We start from the raw sequence: 13479 nt of genomic DNA on the forward strand, positions 1-13479 counted from the left end.
AGGGTCACTGTGCGGAAAACCCATGGCTAAGGAGTGGCTTTGAATGGAATGGCGAGGACGTCGGGGAAGCCGCAATGTCGATGACAGGCGCGGCAGGAGCGCAGCAGGCGTTGGCGGTGTCGGGGTCGTGGGGATGCTGGTGGTCTTGGCCGTCGGCTATTTCTTCGGGGTCGATATCTCGCCTCTGGTCGGTGCGGTGGATCAGGGAACACAATCCGGTGAGACGCGCCCGCTGAGCCAGCAGGAGCAGGAAATCGGGCAGTTCGTCTCGGTCGTTCTGGCCGATACCGAAGAGGTCTGGGCGCGGGTTCTGCCCGAACAGGCGGGGATGGCCTACAAGGATCCGACGCTGGTCCTGTTCTCGGGCGCGGTGCAATCGGCTTGCGGCGGCGCGTCGGCGGCAATGGGGCCGTTCTATTGTCCGGGCGACCATAAGCTTTATCTCGATACCGACTTCTTCCAGATCATGCAGGGCAAGATGAATGCGGGCGGCGATTTCGCCTATGCCTATGTGATCGCCCACGAGGTCGGTCACCATATCCAGAACCTGATCGGGGTTCTGGGCCAGGTGAACCAGACACGCGCGCGCGCCAGCCAAAGCGACTCGAACTACCTCTCGGTCCTGACCGAGCTGCAGGCCGACTGCTTCGCCGGTATCTGGGCGCGGCAGGCCAGCGACCAGTTCGGCACGATCGACGAAGGCGATATCCGCGAGGCGATCCGCGCGGCCGGTGCGGTAGGCGATGATGTCCTGATGAAGCAGGCAGGGCGCACGCCGATGCCCGACAGCTTTACCCACGGCTCGGCCGAGGACCGCCAGACCTGGTTCACCCGCGGCTTCAAGACCGGCCAAATGGGTCAGTGCAATACCTTTGGTGAGGCGGGGCTTTAAGCCTCGCCCGACACCGCAATCCGGCCCGATCCGGTCCCGAACCCGTTTCAGCGCGGCAGATGCGGGCCGCGCGGCGGGCGCTCGAGCGTGGCCCAATCGGGCCAGAATCCGAAATATTCGAGCCCCGCAATCGCGAGACCGATGGCAATGACCGAGAAAACCAGAATGACCCGCTTTTCGCTCGGCGGATTTCGGACCCAGCGCGAGGCGCGAATAAGCCAGTTGAGGTTGTTCATTGCCCCTCTCCCCTGTTAGGAGTGCCGCCAGACAGCAAGACCCAGATAATACGATAGCGACGGATAACAAAGCTTTGCCACATCATAGCGATAGCCGCATCCTGCCCTATGCCGCCCGTCAGATGTATGATCTGGTGGCGGATGTGGAGAGTTATCCGAAATTCCTGCCGTGGAACAGCGCCGCCCGCATCCGCTCGCGCGAGGCGCACCCCGACGGTTCCGAAGTGATCGAGGCCGATCTGGTCATCTCCTTCAAGGTGATGCGCGAGCGTTTCGGCAGCCGCGTCACGCTCTGGCCCGCGGATCTGCGCATTGATACAGAATATCTCGACGGGCCGTTTCGCTATCTGCGCAGCGGCTGGACCTTCGAGGATCTGCCCGAGGGCGGCTGCAAGGTCGAATTCTTCGTCGATTTCGAATTCAAAAGCGTCATTCTGGGCAAGCTGATCGGCGTCGTCTTCGGCGAGGCCATGTCGCGCATCGTCCGCGCCTTCGAGGATCGCGCCCGCACGCTATACGGCTGAACCCGAAGCAAAGACGATCCCATGGAAAAGGGCGGCAATGCCGCCCTTTCTTTTGTCTGCCAAACGGTTGTTGGCAAAAGTTAATTCAGAACCGACCCTTGGCGCGGCTCGCCTCCAGCGCATCCTCGAAGGTGCGGATGCCGGTATGGGGCGACTGGACCAGCACCGCCATATTGCCCGGTTTGTGCTCGTTGTTGAGCATCTTGGTATGGGCCTGCGGGATTTCCGCCCAAGGGAAGACCTCCGACATGCAGGGATCGATCCGGCGCTCGAGCATCAGCTTGTTGGCGGCCGACGCCTGCTTGAGATGGGCGAAATGCGAGCCCTGAAGGCGCTTTTGGTGCATCCACATATAACGCACGTCGAAGGTGCAGTTGAAGCCCGAGGTGCCGGCGCAGATCACGACCATGCCGCCCTTTTTGCACACGAAGGTCGAGACGGGGAAGGTCGCCTCGCCGGGATGCTCAAAGACGATGTCGACATTGTTGCCCTTGCCGGTGATGTCCCAGATCGCCTTGCCGAATTTACGGACCTCGTCGAACCAGACCTTGTATTCGGGCGTATTGACCGTCGGCAGCTGGCCCCAGCATTTGAAATCCTTGCGGTTGATGACGCCGCGCGCGCCAAGCCCCATGACGAACTCGCGCTTGTCCTCGTCCGAGATAACCCCGATCGCATTGGCACCCGCCGCATTGATCAACTGGATCGCGAAAGACCCCAGCCCGCCCGATGCGCCCCAGACCAGCACGTTCATGCCGGGTTTCAGCTCGTGCGGTTCGTGGCCGAAAAGCATGCGGTATGCGGTTGCCAGCGTGAGCGTATAGCAGGCCGATTCCTCCCAGGTCAGATGCTGGGGGCGGCGCATGAGCTGCTGGGCCTGAACGCGGGTAAACTGCGCGAAGGAGCCGTCGGGCGTTTCGTAGCCCCAGATGCGCTGGCTCGGCGAATACATCGGATCGCCGCCGTTGCATTCCTCGTCGTTGCCGTCGTCCTGGTTGCAGTGGATGACGACCTCGTCGCCGACCTTCCAGTTCTTCACCTTGTCGCCGACCGCCCAGATGATCCCCGAGGCATCCGAACCGGCAATGTGATAGGGCTGGTGATGGCTGTCGAACGGGCTGATCGGAACGCCGAGACCGGCCCAGATCCCGTTATAGTTCACGCCCGCCGCCATCACGAGCACCAGAACCTCGTTGCTGTCGATGCTCGGGGTCTCGACGACTTCGACCAGCATGGCCTTGTCGGGATTGCCGTGACGCTCGCGGCGGATCGCCCAAGCATACATCGATTTCGGAACATAACCGAGGGGCGGCATTTCGCCGATCTCGTAGAGGTCCTTTTCCGGCGCATCATAGGCCGCGATCGGGGCGGGTTGGTCCAGAGCCATCTCAATCTCCTTGCCGCGTTGCAGAATCGGCGAATAAGACATGAATTACGATTGGCGTTGAAACAATGCAACCAAAGAAACTGTGAAATTGAAACAATGTGTCGCATTGGTTATTTTGTTGCGCGAGGTCCGACGCCTCCGCTTTGGTGTGTTTCTTTGAAATCCCGTTAAATTATAGATGTTTGACCGGAGAAGGCGGGGCCTTGTGGAGATGATACCCCACTGATGCTGCGCATGCGAAAAAAAATGCGCCTAGGGACCGATGGAAGCCGAGGCAGGTGCAAAATGGGCCGAAAGCGAGCAGATCCGGCAGGCCCTCTCTCCGTTGCGATTCCCGTCCCCGAGGGCGGAGCGGAGGATGCGCGCTACCGGCAAATCCCAACCATTGCTGGTCACTCGCGCGAAATGGAGTCGTGCCAAGCCCTGCAACCTCCGTGCGATTTCGCATTTGCGAGAGGGATCGCAAATTCTGCAACGCGGCGAATTGACAGGGTATGATTGTTTCCGTAACGATTGCTCAACTGTAATATTGTTGCGAGAGCGTTTGGATGACCGAGAAAGACAAGCCCTGGCTCTTCCGTACCTATGCGGGCCATTCCACCGCGAAAAAGTCGAACGAACTGTACCGCATGAACCTGTCCAAGGGGCAGACGGGGCTTTCTGTGGCCTTCGATCTGCCGACCCAGACCGGCTATGACAGCGACCACGTTCTGGCGCGGGGCGAGGTCGGCAAGGTCGGCGTGCCGATCGGTCATCTCGGCGATATGCGGGCGCTTTTCGACCAGATCCCGCTCGAGCAAATGAACACCTCGATGACGATCAATGCGACCGCGCCCTGGTTGCTGGCACTCTATATCGCGGCGGCGGAAGAGCAGGGGGCGGATGTCGCCAAGCTGCAGGGCACGGTCCAGAACGATCTGGTCAAGGAATATCTCTCGCGCGGGACCTATATCTGCCCGCCGCAGCCCTCGCTCGCCATGATCACGGACGTTGCCGCCTATACCGCGCAGCATCTGCCGAAATGGAACCCGATGAATGTGTGCTCCTACCACCTGCAAGAGGCCGGAGCGACGCCCGAACAAGAGCTGGCCTATGCGCTGGCGACCGCGATCGCGGTGCTCGACGATCTGCGCGGCAAGGTGGCTGCAAGTGATTTCCCCGCGATGGTCGGCCGCATCAGCTTCTTCGTGAACGCCGGCATCCGCTTTGTCACTGAGCTCTGCAAAATGCGCGCCTTTACAGAGCTTTGGGACGAGATCACACGCGAACGCTACGGGATCGAGGAGGAGAAATTCCGCCGTTTCCGCTATGGCGTTCAAGTCAATTCGCTCGGCCTGACCGAGCAGCAGCCCGAAAACAACGTCTACCGCATCCTTTTGGAAATGCTGGCGGTGACCCTGTCCAAGAATGCGCGCGCCCGCGCGGTCCAGCTTCCCGCCTGGAACGAGGCTCTCGGTCTGCCGCGGCCTTGGGACCAGCAATGGTCGCTCCGCATGCAGCAGATCCTCGCCTACGAGACCGATTTGCTGGAATATGGCGACCTTTTCGACGGCAACCCCGCCATTGCGGCCAAGGTCGAGGCCCTTAAGGCCGGCGCGCGCAGCGAGCTTGCGCTTCTCGACGGGATGGGCGGCGCGATTGCGGCGATCGACTATATGAAGGGCCGTCTGGTCGAGGCCAATGCCGCCCGTCTCGGGCGGATCGAGACCGCCGAGACCGTCGTGGTCGGCGTCAACCGCTGGCAACAGGGCGAGCCTTCGCCGCTGACCGCAGGAGACGGCGGCATCATGACCGTCGATCAGGGCGTCGAGGCCGAACAGATCGCGCGGCTCGAAGCATGGCGACGCGAGCGTGACAACGGGGCCGTCGGCGCCGCGCTGGATGCGCTTCGCGAGGCTGCGCGGAGGGGCGCGAATATCATGCCCGCCTCGATTGCCGCGGCCAAAGCGGGGGCCACGACCGGCGAATGGGCGGGCGTCATGCGCGCGGTCCACGGTGAGTACCGCGGCCCGACCGGCGTTTCCGCCAGCCCCTCGAACCACACCGACGGCCTCGAGCCGATCCGCGAGGCCGTCGATGCGGTCAGCCGGCGTCTCGGGCGGCGGCTCAAATTCATTGTCGGCAAGCCCGGTCTCGACGGGCATTCCAACGGAGCCGAGCAAATCGCCTTCCGTGCCCGCGATTGCGGCATGGACATCACCTATGACGGCATCCGCCTTACGCCCGAACAGATTGTGGCCAGCGCGCGCGAAAACAGTGCGCATGTCGTCGGCCTCTCGATCCTCTCGGGCTCGCATCTGCCCCTGATCGAGGAAACCATGCAGCGGATGCAGGCGGCGGGTCTCGGCGATGTGCCGGTGGTGATCGGAGGCATCATCCCCGACGAGGATGCGACAAGATTGCGCGCAATGGGGGTCTCGCGTGTCTATACGCCCAAGGACTTCGAACTGAACCGCATCATGATGGATATCGTGGCCCTCGTGGAACCCGAGCCCCTACCGGCCTAGGCGCTTTCTCTGTCACGCAAATACCCCCGCCGGAGGCGTCACTCGCGCAAAAGCAGCGCGAGGGCCGCAATGGTGGCGATGATACCCGGCAGAATGATCAGACCGGGCATGCCTTGCCCCAGTGCCGCCTCGAGCAGGATGACCCATGTCGGCGTGAGATAGGTATAGGCCATGACCTTGGCCGAAGGCAGGCGCAGCGTGGCATATTGCACCAGAACGAAGGTGATCCCGGTCGCGAACACCGCCGTATAGAGGATCGTCCACCACACGATGGCGGGCAGGTTCAGCCAATCGGTCGCGCGGATCACCGGCCATTCCAGAATGCCGAGCACGATCATGCCGGCCAAAAGCGCTCCGAAGCTGAAGACAAGCGCGCTTTCCCCGCGATTGAGGCGGCGCACCAGCGGCGTGTAAAAGGCGTGGAAGGCGCAGCCGAGCAGATAGATCGCTTCGCCTTTGCCGATCTGCAGGCGCATGAGCTGGCCGATATCGCCGCGAAAAATCACCCAAAGCGCGCCAATCCCCCCAAGGGCCAGCGAGATCGCGATCTGGCCGGTCAGCTTCTGGCGCAGCAACAGCCAGCCGAATCCTGCCGACATGATCGGCGTCAGGGTAAAGACCGCGGCGGCGGGAACGGCGGCGGCGGTCTTGAGCCCCTCGAACATCAAGACGAAATAGGCCGCGAAAATCGCGCCCAAAAGCACATAGCGCCACGGCGAACGAAAGGCCGTGCGGGGGATCCCTTGCGGCATGGCGGCCGCAAAGCCGCCGATCAGCCCCGCCGCAATCGCGAAACGCGCCGCCGTTATCGCACCGGGATCAATCAGATTGGCGGCCCTGACACCAAAGGAAAACGAGCCCGCGACCATGATCGAAAAGATCAGCATGGCGAGATGGCCCTTGAGCGGCTCGCTTTGAATGGTGCGGGATTGAGCGGTCATGGATGGCCTCGGCTGCAATGGGCGTGCCGTCGCTCGCGCCGTTCGGGGCGGATCGAAGCCGATGGCGCAGCTCCTTTCTGGCCGAAGCCGCGCGCAAGTGCCAGCCCCGGAACGATCTTTCCGCGCACCGCGACCGCGGCGCGTCTGACGGGCCGCTCACGCCCAGACCCGCGCCAGCCGCTCGCCGATGCTTTGGGTGATATTGGCGAGATGCGGTTTGCGCATCGTCTCGGCATGGGTGGCCAGCCACATCGGGGCGCTCCATTCGGGGTGGGGCGGCAGAACCTCGACCAGATTGGGGAAGTTGAGCAGCGCCGAAGAGGGCAGAAAGCCCAGACAATGGCCCGAACTGATCGCCACGCGGTGCGCATTCTCGCAATCGCTGTAAAGAAAGATATGCGCTTGGGGGTAATGCGCCACCAGCCATTTCTCCCACGGGACGCGGTTCCATGCGCGGTCGTGGACGACAAAGCCGAAGCGCCCGAGGTCGTCGTAGCCCTGCGGCAGGCCAAGGCGGGCGACATAGTTGGCCGCGCCATAAAGCCCGAAATGGAGCGTGCCGAGCGGCTTGACGAAAAGCGCCTCGCCCGCTGGTCGGGTGCCCGCGCGGATATGGAGGGTTGGGGTCAGTGGTGTGATGCTCTCGAGCTCGGGGCTCGAGACGAAGCGCAGCGAGAGGTCCGAGCACTGGTTTTCCAGCCCGCCGATCAGCGGTACGACATAATCGGCAATCATCGGAACGGACTTCACGATGACTTCGCCGCAGGGGGACTGGCTTTCCGGCTCGCCCCTCAATCCGGTCCCGCTTTGTTTGTCATTCTGCCGCCTTGCCGTTTCTTTCACGCCCGAACTCTGCCATAGAGAAGTGAAAATCCGCTTAACGGCAGGCTGGCCCCGAGCTGCGACGGGCAGGTTCCTTGCGCAGCGGGTTGGGCGGCAGGGACGTAAAATCGTCACTTTGCCTTGACTTTCCGGCCTCTCCCATTTTATTCCCTCCAAGATTCTCCCGGAAGGCTGTCCTTCCGGTCCCCGTTTTGTCGGGGATCGCCCCCCGTCAGCGCGTTGCGCCCACGGGGGCGTCACTGCTTTGGGCCACAGGAGGGCTGCCGATGTTTGAGAACCTGTCCGATCGCCTTGGCGGCGTCTTTGACCGGCTGACAAAGCAGGGCGCGCTTTCCGAGGATGACGTTGCCGCCGCGATGCGCGAAGTGCGCGTGGCTTTGCTGGAAGCCGACGTTTCGCTGCCGGTTGCCCGCCAGTTCGTCAAGACCGTGACGGCCAAGGCCACCGGCTCGGCCGTGACCAAATCGATCACGCCCGGCCAGCAGGTCGTCAAGATCGTCCATGACGAGCTGATCAAGGTCCTGCAGGGCGAAGGCGAGCCCGAGGCTCTGCGCATCGACAACCCGCCCGCACCGATCCTGATGGTCGGCCTTCAGGGCTCGGGCAAGACGACGACCACGGCGAAGCTTGCAAAGCGTCTGAAGGACCGCGAGAAAAAGCGCGTTCTTCTGGCCTCTCTCGATACCAACCGTCCGGCCGCAATGGAGCAGCTGGCCATTCTCGGGACGCAGATCGGCGTCGATACCCTGCCGATCATCGCGGGAGAGAATGCGGTCCAGATCGCCAAACGCGCCAAGCAGCAAGCGACCCTTGGCGGCTATGACGTCTATATTCTCGATACCGCCGGTCGTCTGCACATCGATCAGGTGCTGATGGACGAGGTTCAGGCGGTCCGCGATGTGGCCCAGCCGCGCGAGACCCTGTTGGTTGTGGACGGCCTGACCGGTCAGGATGCGGTGAACGTCGCAACCGAATTCGACGGCAAGGTCGGGATCACCGGCGTCGTCCTGACCCGTATGGACGGCGACGGCCGTGGCGGTGCGGCGCTTTCGATGCGCGCGGTGACCGGCAAGCCGATCCGTTTCGTCGGTCTGGGCGAAAAAGTCGATGCGCTCGAAGTTTTTGACGCGCACCGCGTTGCGGGCCGCATCCTCGGCATGGGCGATATCGTGGCCCTCGTCGAAAAAGCGCAGGAAGTGCTCGAGGTCGAGCAGGCCGAGCGCATGATGAAGCGCTTCCAGAAGGGTCTGTTCAACATGAACGACCTGAAAAGCCAGCTCGAACAGATGCTGAAAATGGGCGGCATGCAGTCGATCATGGGCATGATGCCGGGCATGGGCAAAATGGCGAAACAGGCCGAGGCCGCTGGCTTCGACGACCGCGCCATCCGCCAGCAGCTCGCGCTGATCAACTCGATGACCAAGAAAGAGCGCGCCAATCCCGATCTGCTGCAGGCGAGCCGCAAGCGCCGCATCGCAGCCGGCGCGGGGATGGAGGTCTCCGAGCTGAACAAGCTTCTCAAGATGCAGAAGCAAATGGCTGATACCATGAAGAAACTCGGGAAAATGGGGAAGGGCGGCATGCTCAAGCAGGCCATGCGCGCCATGACCGGCAAAGGCGGCGGTCTGCCCGATATGGCCAATGTCGACCCCGAGAAAATGGCCGAAGCAACCAAGATGCTGCAAGATCCCAAGGGTCTTGGCGGGCAATTGGGCGGGATGGGGCTGCCTGGCGGCCTATCGGGCCTCTTCGGGAAGAAGAAGTAACCGATGGCCGAGCTGCGCGTCACAGTTCCGGTGATCGAAACCGAACGGCTGATCCTGCGGGAGCCGCGTTTGTCGGATCTCGCCGCGATCACGGCCTTTGGTGCCTCGGAGCGCTCGCGCTTCGTCGGCGGTCCGATGGATGATGTAGGCTCGTGGAACGCGCTGATGATCCTGATGGGGCATTGGGTCGCGCGCGGTTTCGGCTGGTGGATGATCGAAGAGAAAGCCACGGGCGCCGTCGCGGGCCGTGTCGGCGTGGGTCACCATGTCGATTGGCCCGAGCCCGAACTCGGCTGGCATCTCTATGACGGGTTCGAAGGCAAGGGCATCGCCTATGAAGCGGCTCTGGCTGCGCGCAATCTTGCGCAGAACCGCATGGGGCTGGGACCGCTGATTTCGCTGATCGCCCCCGAGAACCACGGCTCGCGCCGTCTGGCCGAGCGTCTGGGTGCCGTGATCGAGCGCGAGGATTTCCTGCTGCGCGGCGAGCCCTGCATGATTTACCGCCATCCCAAGGACATCGCATGACCGACGCCGTGACCCGCGCCGCAGCCCTGTTGAAAGAGCACCGCCAGTCGATCGACCGGCTGGATGCGATCTTGGTCTATACCTTGGCCGAGCGGTTCAAACACACCCAATCCGTCGGCCGCCTCAAGGCCGAACACGAACTTCCGCCCTCGGATCCTGCGCGTGAATCGCAGCAGATCGAGCGGCTGGAACGCCTCGCGCGCGAGGCCGATCTCGACCCGGAATTCGCGCGCAAATTCCTGAACTTCGTGATTTCGGAAGTCATCCGGCATCACGTTCAACACCAGAAATAAGGCGGGTTGCCCGAATAGGCCTCCGCCCAACCCGCCATTAAAAGGAGAACTCCAATGGCAATGAAGATCCGTCTGGCCCGTGGTGGCTCGAAAAAGCGTCCGCACTATGCAGTCGTCGCAACCGATGCGCGCATGCCGCGTGACGGCCGCTTCCTCGAGAAGCTGGGCACCTACAACCCGCTGCTGCCGAAAGATTCGGAAGACCGCGTCAAGCTGAACCTCGAGCGCGTCCAGTACTGGCTGAGCCAGGGCGCACAGCCGACCGACCGCGTTGCACGCTTCCTCGAAGCAGCCGGCGCTGCTCCGAAAACCGAGCGCAAGAACCTGAAAAAAGGCGAGCCGGGCAAAGCTGCAAAAGACCGCGCCGAAAAGCGTGCGGCTCGTGAAGCTGCTGCAAACGCTCCGGCCGAAGAAGCGGCTTCGGAATAAGATGACCGAGCGGGTTTGTATCGGCGCGATTGCGGGCGCCTTCGGCGTTCAGGGCGAGGTGCGGCTGAAGAGCTTCACCACCGACCCGAGCGATATCGCGACTTACGGCCCGCTGTGGACCGAAGACGGCGGACGGAGTTTCTCCGTCCGCCTGACCCGCCCGGTGACGGGTGGTCTGGGCGCGCGTCTTGACGGGGTTGTGACCCGCGAGGATGCCGAGGCGCTCAAGGGGGTGACGCTGTGGGTCGATCGTTCGATGCTGCCGTCCCTGCCTGATGACGAATTCTATCACACCGATCTGATCGGGCTCGAGGTCGTCGATACCGGCGGCACCGTTCTGGGCCGCGTTCATGCGGTTTTTGATCACGGCGCAGGCGATATTCTCGATATTACCGGCCCGCATCCGATGATGCTGCCCTTTACCCGCGCTTTCGTGCCGACCGTGGATATCGCGGCGGGCCGGATCGTTGCGGATCCGCCGGAAGCGGATGGCGAGAGCGATGATGAACCCGCGGGCGGTCAGGACCAGGCGCCCAAGTCCGGCAGCAAATCCGGTTTCCGGACCAATGCGAAATCCGGCTTCAACGCGGGCAAATCCTGATGCGGCGCACGCTCACCGGCATCGGCATCATCCTGATGCTGCTCGGCCCGCTGCTGCAGGGCCTGTCGGGGGCGAGCGATCCCTATGCCTATGTCTTCGCGCCGGTCATGCTGGCAGGCGCTTTGCCGCGTTTCGCAATCCGCGGCCTCCAGCCCGATCCGGTCAAGCTCGCCATCGGCGTGCTGGTTGCGGGGGCGGTTTCCATGGGCCTGTGGTGGCTCGGCAAGACCTATGTCGGCGAGACCCCTTGGCAGATCGCGCTCTGGGCGCCTTTGGCGGTGGTGATCCTCGGCGTTCTGATGACCGTGGCGGGCAGCCTGCTGCGCCATCCCGACAAGCTGTAATCCCATGTCCGAGACGCCGAAATCCCCCTCTGACGCCACCGCTGCCGCAGATGCTTCTGCCGGTGCCGCACCGAAATCCCACGGCCGCCTGAATGTGCGCGTGTCGGCCCAGCCGCGCGACCTCTTCGAGGAGCGCGAGGTTCATGGCGCATGGACCGCCCAGATCATCACGCTTTTCCCCGAGGCATTTCCGGGCATCCTCGGCTTGTCGCTGACCGGCAAGGCGCTGAACGAGGGGCTGTGGAACCTGCGCACGCTCCAGCTTCGCGACTTCGGCGAGGGCAAGCACCGCAATGTCGACGACACGCCGGCCGGCGGCGGGGCAGGGATGGTGATCCGCGCCGATGTCATGGCGCGCGCGCTTGGCGCGGCGCAGGCCGATCCGCTTGGTCGGGCTCTGCCGGTCGTCTATATGTCGCCGCGCGGCAAGCCCTTGACGCAGGCGCGGGCGCGCGAATTGGCGCAAGGGCCCGGCATCACCCTGATCTGCGGGCGGTTCGAGGGCGTGGACGAGCGCGTACTCGAAGCCTACGGCATCGAAGAAATCAGCATTGGCGACTATATTCTGACCGGCGGAGAGCTTGCCGCTCAGGTCTTGATTGACACGACGGTTCGCCTTATACCGCGCGTGCTGGGGAATCACGAATCTCTGGCCGAGGAATCCTTTTCCGACGGCCTTCTTGAACATCCCCAGTATACGAAGCCCGCCCAATGGGAAGGCCGCAACATTCCGGAGGTTCTTCTTTCCGGCAATCACGCGGCCATTGCCAAATGGCGCAGGGACCAGGCCGTAAGGCTGACAAAGGAACGCCGCCCCGACCTGTGGCGGGCATATGAGGACCGCAAGGCCCCCCATATGGACCCGACAAAGGACCGACAGCTCTCGGGCGCATCAGACCAATCGCGGGGCTACCGCGAGAAAACAGAGGATTGATTGCGATGAATCTGATCGCCCAACTCGAAGCCGAGCAGATTGCTGCTCTTGGCAAAGAAATTCCCGACTTCAAATCCGGCGACACCATCCGCGTCGGCTACAAAGTCACCGAAGGCAGCCGTACCCGCGTACAGATGTACGAAGGCGTCGTGATTTCGCGCAAGGGCGGCGGCATTGGTGCCTCGTTCACCGTGCGCAAAATCTCGTTCGGCGAAGGCGTGGAGCGTGTGTTCCCGCTCTACTCGACCAACGTCGACTCGATCACCGTCGTCCGTCGTGGCCGTGTGCGTCGCGCCAAGCTGTACTACCTGCGCGATCGTCGCGGTAAATCGGCTCGTATCAAAGAAGTCACGAACTACAAGCCTAAAGCCGAAGCACAGGCCTGAGGAACAGCGTCATGAAAAAAGAAATTCACCCCGATTACCACATGATCACCGTCAAGATGACCGACGGTACGCTCTTCCAGACCCGCACGACCTGGGGCAAAGAAGGCGAGACCATGGCTCTCGACATCGACCCGACCTCGCACCCGGCATGGACCGGCGGCTCGTCGCGCCTGATGGACACCGGTGGCCGCGTGTCGAAGTTCAAAAACAAATACGCTGGCCTGGGCTTCTAAGAACCCCGCCTGCCGGATTTGGAAACGCCGCCCCGAAAGGGCGGCGTTTTTCATTGGAGCTGGCCCGTTCGGAGCGGGGCCGAAGATGGTGGGGCCGGTTGATCAGGGCAGGGAGGCATTCCCCAAGCCGGCGATCGCACGAACCCCTTCCTGACTTGTGCACGATGGGCGCACAGGTCATCGGCAAGCCCTCGGGCCTGTCGTCGGGCTTAGTGGAGGCCCGCGAACAGAGGCATCCAGATCGACGCCGCGCGGCCCCGCAGATTGCGCGTTTGGGCGGCGGAATTGATCGGGTGGCCGGTCATCTCGCCAAAGCCGCTGTCGATGACGACGCGGCCGTCGCGCAGGTGACGCAGGATCGGGCCTTGGGCACTTTGGTGACGCGACAAGGTGATCGTCGCATAGCCACGGATTGCGGTCGGGACGCTGGCTGCAATGGTCATTGGATCACTCCTTTTGGTCGGTGCTCTGGTCGTAATCTCGTCTTGCGAGCTGCATGATCCGGGCTCGGCGCTTCCGGTGTTCCGCCAGCCGCGCGGCCTTGGAAGGGCCTTTGGCGCAGATGGCGGGACCTCGTGGCCGGGTTCGGGTCAGGCATCTCTCATACGTATATTACGACAGGGATTGTCGTGTAT

General features: G+C 62.8%; 16 protein-coding genes and 1 pseudogene. 12 read left to right on the forward strand and 5 right to left on the reverse strand.

All coding sequences use genetic code 11. The annotated features are described in order from the left end of the window. The first annotated feature begins 43 nt into the window (after positions 1–43). Positions 44–892, forward strand: coding sequence for a KPN_02809 family neutral zinc metallopeptidase (ypfJ, locus tag ACFFUC_RS08690; RefSeq protein WP_377685409.1), 849 nt, complete (start codon positions 44–46; stop codon positions 890–892). A gap of 47 nt (positions 893–939) precedes the next feature. Here ypfJ and ACFFUC_RS08695 read toward each other — a convergent pair whose 3' ends face one another. Next, positions 940–1128, reverse strand: a complete 189-nt coding sequence (locus ACFFUC_RS08695) for a hypothetical protein (RefSeq protein WP_377685411.1) — start codon at positions 1126–1128, stop codon at positions 940–942. A gap of 74 nt (positions 1129–1202) precedes the next feature. On the opposite strand from ACFFUC_RS08695, the gene ACFFUC_RS08700 reads away from it, so the two are divergent. Further along, the gene (locus ACFFUC_RS08700; protein WP_377685413.1) at positions 1203–1652 is read left to right on the forward strand and encodes a type II toxin-antitoxin system RatA family toxin; all 450 of its coding nucleotides are present in this window, start codon (positions 1203–1205) and stop codon (positions 1650–1652) included. A gap of 85 nt (positions 1653–1737) precedes the next feature. Here ACFFUC_RS08700 and ccrA read toward each other — a convergent pair whose 3' ends face one another. Next, positions 1738–3039 carry a crotonyl-CoA carboxylase/reductase gene (gene ccrA / locus ACFFUC_RS08705; RefSeq protein ID WP_377685414.1) on the reverse strand — a complete coding sequence of 434 codons (1302 nt, stop codon included), beginning with the start codon at positions 3037–3039 and terminating at the stop codon, positions 1738–1740. A gap of 548 nt (positions 3040–3587) precedes the next feature. Between ccrA and ACFFUC_RS08710 the strand changes: the two genes are divergently transcribed. Next, complete coding sequence (locus tag ACFFUC_RS08710) at positions 3588–5546, forward strand: methylmalonyl-CoA mutase family protein (RefSeq protein WP_377685416.1); 1959 nt, start codon at positions 3588–3590, stop codon at positions 5544–5546. Between the two features lie 38 nt (positions 5547–5584). Here ACFFUC_RS08710 and ACFFUC_RS08715 read toward each other — a convergent pair whose 3' ends face one another. Both ACFFUC_RS08715 and ACFFUC_RS08720 read right to left on the reverse strand, forming a co-directional pair. Beyond that, positions 5585–6487, reverse strand: coding sequence for a DMT family transporter (locus tag ACFFUC_RS08715; protein WP_377685418.1), 903 nt, complete (start codon positions 6485–6487; stop codon positions 5585–5587). A 156-nt stretch (positions 6488–6643) separates the two neighbouring features. Next, positions 6644–7570 carry a LysR substrate-binding domain-containing protein gene (locus ACFFUC_RS08720; protein WP_377685419.1) on the reverse strand — a complete coding sequence of 309 codons (927 nt, stop codon included), beginning with the start codon at positions 7568–7570 and terminating at the stop codon, positions 6644–6646. 26 nt (positions 7571–7596) lie between these two features. Between ACFFUC_RS08720 and ffh the strand changes: the two genes are divergently transcribed. From ffh to rpmE, 9 genes and pseudogenes are all read left to right on the forward strand, one after another. After that, on the forward strand, positions 7597–9096 hold the full coding sequence (ffh, locus tag ACFFUC_RS08725; protein ID WP_377685421.1) for a signal recognition particle protein: 1500 nt from the start codon (positions 7597–7599) through the stop codon (positions 9094–9096). 3 nt (positions 9097–9099) lie between these two features. Continuing rightward, the gene (locus tag ACFFUC_RS08730; protein WP_377685423.1) at positions 9100–9624 is read left to right on the forward strand and encodes a GNAT family N-acetyltransferase; all 525 of its coding nucleotides are present in this window, start codon (positions 9100–9102) and stop codon (positions 9622–9624) included. Next, positions 9621–9917, forward strand: coding sequence for a chorismate mutase (locus ACFFUC_RS08735; RefSeq protein ID WP_377685424.1), 297 nt, complete (start codon positions 9621–9623; stop codon positions 9915–9917). Before ACFFUC_RS08730 ends, ACFFUC_RS08735 begins: the two co-directional genes overlap by 4 nt. Positions 9918–9971: 54 nt before the next feature. Further along, entirely contained in the window at positions 9972–10346 is a 375-nt protein-coding gene (gene rpsP / locus ACFFUC_RS08740; RefSeq protein WP_377685426.1) for a 30S ribosomal protein S16, read from the forward strand. Between the two features lies 1 nt (position 10347). Next, positions 10348–10830, forward strand: a pseudogene (gene rimM, locus ACFFUC_RS08745) (ribosome maturation factor RimM); the annotation flags it as partial. 116 nt (positions 10831–10946) lie between these two features. Beyond that, positions 10947–11291 carry a hypothetical protein gene (locus ACFFUC_RS08750; RefSeq protein ID WP_377685428.1) on the forward strand — a complete coding sequence of 115 codons (345 nt, stop codon included), beginning with the start codon at positions 10947–10949 and terminating at the stop codon, positions 11289–11291. 4 nt (positions 11292–11295) lie between these two features. After that, on the forward strand, positions 11296–12225 hold the full coding sequence (trmD, locus tag ACFFUC_RS08755; protein ID WP_377685430.1) for a tRNA (guanosine(37)-N1)-methyltransferase TrmD: 930 nt from the start codon (positions 11296–11298) through the stop codon (positions 12223–12225). 5 nt (positions 12226–12230) lie between these two features. Then, positions 12231–12611, forward strand: a complete 381-nt coding sequence (gene rplS, locus ACFFUC_RS08760; protein ID WP_377685433.1) for a 50S ribosomal protein L19 — start codon at positions 12231–12233, stop codon at positions 12609–12611. 11 nt (positions 12612–12622) lie between these two features. Continuing rightward, entirely contained in the window at positions 12623–12844 is a 222-nt protein-coding gene (gene rpmE / locus ACFFUC_RS08765) for a 50S ribosomal protein L31 (protein ID WP_377685434.1), read from the forward strand. 209 nt (positions 12845–13053) lie between these two features. Here the strand turns inward: rpmE and ACFFUC_RS08770 are convergent, their stop codons facing one another. Beyond that, a complete protein-coding gene (locus tag ACFFUC_RS08770; RefSeq protein WP_377685435.1) occupies positions 13054–13287 on the reverse strand; it encodes a hypothetical protein in 234 nt (77 codons plus the stop codon). Positions 13288–13479: the final 192 nt, after the last annotated feature.

The organism is Paracoccus cavernae (assembly GCF_042430175.1).
In the GTDB taxonomy this organism is placed as follows: domain Bacteria; phylum Pseudomonadota; class Alphaproteobacteria; order Rhodobacterales; family Rhodobacteraceae; genus Paracoccus; species Paracoccus cavernae.